Annotated in this window: 2 protein-coding genes and 2 pseudogenes; all 4 read left to right on the top strand. The window is 42.1% G+C overall.

The features are described from left to right. Positions 1 to 361, top strand: a pseudogene (locus tag VF500_RS17735) (carboxypeptidase regulatory-like domain-containing protein); the annotation flags it as partial. Between the two features lie 214 nt (positions 362 to 575). After that, complete coding sequence (locus VF500_RS17730) at positions 576 to 980, top strand: DUF1761 domain-containing protein (RefSeq protein ID WP_330860956.1); 405 nt, start codon at positions 576 to 578, stop codon at positions 978 to 980. Between the two features lie 333 nt (positions 981 to 1,313). Then, positions 1,314 to 2,177, top strand: a pseudogene (locus tag VF500_RS17725) (aldo/keto reductase). 212 nt (positions 2,178 to 2,389) lie between these two features. Continuing rightward, on the top strand, positions 2,390 to 2,791 hold the full coding sequence (locus tag VF500_RS17720; RefSeq protein ID WP_330860955.1) for a hypothetical protein: 402 nt from the start codon (positions 2,390 to 2,392) through the stop codon (positions 2,789 to 2,791). The last annotated feature ends 124 nt before the right edge of the window (positions 2,792 to 2,915 follow it).

Raw genomic sequence — 2,915 nt, 5'->3', positions numbered from 1 at the left:
TACCCAAACCAAAGGTGTAATGGTGATCAACAAAAAGGTGGTTAAGAAAGAAAAAATAACGCTTGCTCAATTGCAGGAACTTATCCCTAAACAAAATGTGATCACTTTTGCGGTGCAGGGTTATACCAAAGCCAAAGAGTTCTACTCGCCTAAATATGATGTAACCAAAGCAGGCACACTTGGCGGCGATCTGCGCAATACCATCTACTGGAAACCTAATGTAATTACCGATAAAACAACCGGCACTGCAACTATCAGTTTCTTTAACAGTGATCAGCGTGGCTCATACCGCGCCATTATTGAAGGGATAGATGCCGAAGGTAACATAGGCCGCAGCGTGATACACTACAACGTAAAATAGCATAACACAAATTCAAACTAAATAAAAAGCCCTGATTGCTGTAAAAGTAATCGGGGCTTTTTTATGCCCCTGCCCTATCTATACTAATTAAGAGTGTAGTTACCTATCCAGAGCCTATTAATCGTTTCCCCATAAAGCTTTAGACCTTGTGCATTCGGCTTTCAGCTTTTATTAATTATATTAGTACAACCAATTTAATTTAAACATTATCATCATGAATTTTCAACTCATCAACTGGCTGGCCGTTGTGGTTGCAGCATTATCTGCGTTTTTAGTTGGCGGTATCTGGTACTCCCCTGCCCTGTTTGCTAATGCCTGGATGGCTGATAATAAACTCAGCAGCGCCGAGCTTCAGGCATCCAGCAAAGGAAGGGCTTTTGGCTTTACGGCTTTCTTTTCCATTATTATGGCGGTAAACCTCGCTATGTTTTTAGCTGATGCCAAAACCGACCTGACCTGGGGAGCAACAGCAGGTTTCCTTGCCGGTATCTGGACATTCTGCGCCATCGCTATTCACAGTTTGTTTGAGCTCAAAAGCTGGCGGTTGATATTTATAAACGGCGGCTACAGCGTGGTATCCCTAACCCTGATGGGATTGATATTGGGTGCCTGGAGATAAGACAATTAGGCACTAATAGGAAGTGAATTTATGCGAATTACACGAATAGCTATTGCGCAGGGAAATTGCTTTTAAAACGGGCGGCCCCTGTGAATAAATGGAATGAAAAAATTTCACACGAATTAATTTTCAAGCAGGCCACAATTAATCGCATTACACGAATTTTTTTTGATGTCGATTTGAAATTCGTGTGATTCGATTAATTCGGAAAAATTTGTATAAAAATTTCTTTTCTATCTTCCTCCTATCGTCAAAATTACATTTGTGTTATACATTCCATGAACAATAGTGATTGTTTTTAGTTGAACTTTACAGTAAACAAAACACATTACCATGGCAAGCACAACAAGTTCATTTGAAAAAACGTTCACCATTGGTGGCGACATTACCATTAATCGTTTGGGTTACGGTGCAATGCGTATTACCGGTACCGGGATCTGGGGACCGCCGAAAGATAAAGATGAAAGCATCCGTGTGTTAAAACGTGCCGTTGAGCTGGGTGTTAACTTTATTGATACGGCCGATAGCTACGGGCCAAATGTATCCGAAGAATTAATTGCCGAAGCACTGCACCCATACCCCACCGATTTATTAATTGGTACCAAAGGCGGCCTGTTACGTACAGGTCCTGGTGAGTGGCCGGTAGATTCTTCGCCGGAACATTTGAAGGAAGCCCTTGAAGGCAGCCTTAAACGCCTCCAGGTTGAACGTATCGATCTTTACCAATTACACCGCATCGACCCTAAAGTACCTGCCGAAAAATCATTTGAGTTTTTACAAAAAGCACAGCAGGAAGGCAAGATCAGGCACATCGGTTTATCCGAAGTAAGCGTTGAGGATATCAAACTTGCCCAGCAATATTTTCAAGTAGTATCGGTACAAAACATGTATAGCGTTGATAACCGTAAATGGGAGGTCGAACTGGAGTATACCCGCGATCATAACATCGCCTTTATCCCATGGTTCCCGCTCGGTGGCGGGAACGTGCAGGGCGAAGCAATATTAAACCGTATCGCTGCCAAACATGGCGCAACGCTTCACCAGGTGGCCTTAAGCTGGTTACTGCACCATTCGTAAAATATCCTGCTCATTCCGGGTACATCGAGTGTTAAACACCTGGAAGAAAACATGAAAACTGCCGATATTCAATTATCAGAAGATGATTTGGATATATTAGATAGTTTAGCTGAGGCGTAACGGAAAGAGTTAAAAGTTTAAAATATGTCATTGCGAGCGATAGCGCGGCAATCGCATGCTATACAGGGTGGCCATGCTTCGCTTATAATGACGTAGGTTTTGGTCTATTTTTCCAAAAAATTAAAAGGATGTCAGTAATTTGGCATCCTTTTGCTATTTAAGTCAATAGGAAAAACAGTTACCAGAAGATAGTTACGAGCCACTAATACCCAATGAGAAGTAAAGAAGAAATACTGAATAGTTATAACACCACCGGAAACGATGGACTACCTGAAATAAGCGCCGGTGATCTGCTCAAAGCTATGGAAACCTATAAACAGGAATGGGCGGAAGCAACATTTACAGCAGCGAGACATCAGGATGCCTCCGGTAACTATAAGTTTAATAGTTATGCCGATTTTATAGCCAGCATTGAAAAAAATGCAAAACCGGTTGATGAATTTGGCATCACCCTGGCTGCCGTGGCCGACAGTATTGTCACTAACTTTTTGCCCGATGATAATTCCGTAACCGAATTTGATTTTAATTTCACTATGCAGGGTAAAGGTTATACAGCCTTTTATACTAAAGATGCCCAGGGCTATTGGAAAATGAGCCGATGGGCGGAGCAGTAGCAGTGGGCAGTTTTCAGTTAGCAGTTTGCAGTGATAATAAATGAAATCATGACTGCAAACTGCCCACTATAAACTGCTAACTGACCTACAAGTCGGCCACTTTAAACGGCTTCACATCAACACT

The sequence above is a fragment of the Mucilaginibacter sp. genome, assembly GCF_036383575.1.
In the GTDB taxonomy this organism is placed as follows: domain Bacteria; phylum Bacteroidota; class Bacteroidia; order Sphingobacteriales; family Sphingobacteriaceae; genus Mucilaginibacter.
The sequence above is the reverse complement of the archived record's forward strand: the minus strand, read 5'-3'. Positions and strand labels throughout refer to the sequence as shown.

Bases quoted from the DNA above. Each gene is read 5' to 3' on its own strand.
- VF500_RS17720 (WP_330860955.1), top strand. From the start codon at position 2,390: ATGAGAAGTAAAGAAGAAATACTGAATAGTTATAACACCACCGGAAAC.
- VF500_RS17730 (WP_330860956.1), top strand. From the start codon at position 576: ATGAATTTTCAACTCATCAACTGGCTGGCCGTTGTGGTTGCAGCATTA.